Annotated in this window: 1 protein-coding gene; it reads right to left on the bottom strand. The window is 62.7% G+C overall.

Annotated features, from left to right (window positions below):
* Positions 1-37: 37 nt before the first annotated feature.
* A protein-coding gene (locus BZL41_RS00005) for an IS3 family transposase (protein WP_218224295.1) occupies positions 38-1,260 on the bottom strand; the annotation gives its coding sequence in 2 pieces (ribosomal slippage) (positions 38-915 and positions 915-1,260; 1,224 coding nt in all).
* Between the last annotated feature and the right edge of the window lie 70 nt (positions 1,261-1,330).

Here is a 1,330-nt window from a genome sequence, read left to right as displayed (position 1 = left end):
TGGACTTGCCCCTCTCAAACCGGACACCGGCACCCCGTTAAGTTGATGCCTCAGCCAAGCGCCTGAACTCGCGAGGCGAGCGGTAGTTTAGTGCGCTGTGCGGATGCTCCTCGTTGTAATGCTCGAAGGCGATGGCTAGGTTGCGCAGGGCCGTCGCCCGATCGGGCTTGGGCATGTGGCGGATGTAGTCACGCTTCATGGTCTTCACGAAGCTCTCCGCCATGCCGTTGCTCTGCGGGCTGCACACTGGGGTTGTCAGCGGCAGCAGGCCGATCTGCCGGGCAAAGGCCCGGGTCTGTTCTGCGGTATAGGCCGAGCCGTTATCGCTCAGCCATTGCACCGGCGATGCGGGCAGCTCGCCACCGAAGCGTTGTTCAACAGCTTCCAGCATCACGTCGCGGACATCGTCGCCGCTGTAGCCGTTTGGGCTGGCCACCCAGCTGATCGCTTCGCGATCACAGCAGTCCAGGGCAAAGGTCACGCGCAGTTTGTCGCCATCCTCGCAGCGGAACTCGAAGCCATCCGAACACCAGCGGGTGTTGCTCGCATCCACAGCCACACGACCTTCGTGACGCCGTGCCACGCCCGGCTGTTTGCGCCGGCGCTCCAGCAACAGATCGTGGTCACGCATAACACGGTAAATCCGCTTCACGTTGACCGGTGACTGGGCTTGCTGCTCATGCTGCCGACGCAACAGACCCCAGACCCGGCGATAGCCATAGCTGGGCAACGCGCCGACGGCCTGCTTGATCTGCTCGACCAGGGCCGCATCGTTGAGCGTCCGGCGACGACGCGGCTGCGGTCCCGGAACAGGCTGTTTGAGTCGAGCCGTCAATTGCGAGCGCGCCACACCGAGACTCTCACTGACCGCTTTCACTGGTCGTCCCCCGGCAACAAGGGTGAGTGCGCAATCCATTTTCGCGAGCGGGCGATCTCCACCGCTTCCTTGAGGATCTCGGCCTCCATGGTCTTCTTGCCCAGCATCCGTTGCAGTTCGCGGATCTGCTTGAGGGCATCGGCCAACTCGGAAGCCGGCACCACCGCTTCACCGGCACTGACCGCCGACAGGCTGCCGTCCTGGTAGAGCTTGCGCCAGTGGAACAGTTGGTTGGGATTGATGCCGTTGCGCCGGGCCACCACCGAGACGCTTTGTCCGGGCTCCAGGCTCTCGCGCACCATGGCCAGTTTCTCCTCGACGCTCCAGCGGCGCCGCCGCTCTTGGCCGAGTACTTCGATGGTCTTGTCTTTGCTGGTAGTCATAAACACAGTCGTTTGCCTATCCCTTATGGTAAGGGGGAAACGGTGTCCTGTGTTTCAAGGGGCTCGTTCA

Source organism: Pseudomonas sp. PIC25 (assembly GCF_002286785.1).
GTDB lineage: Bacteria > Pseudomonadota > Gammaproteobacteria > Pseudomonadales > Pseudomonadaceae > Pseudomonas_M.
This window is presented reverse-complemented; position numbering and strand designations above follow the sequence as displayed.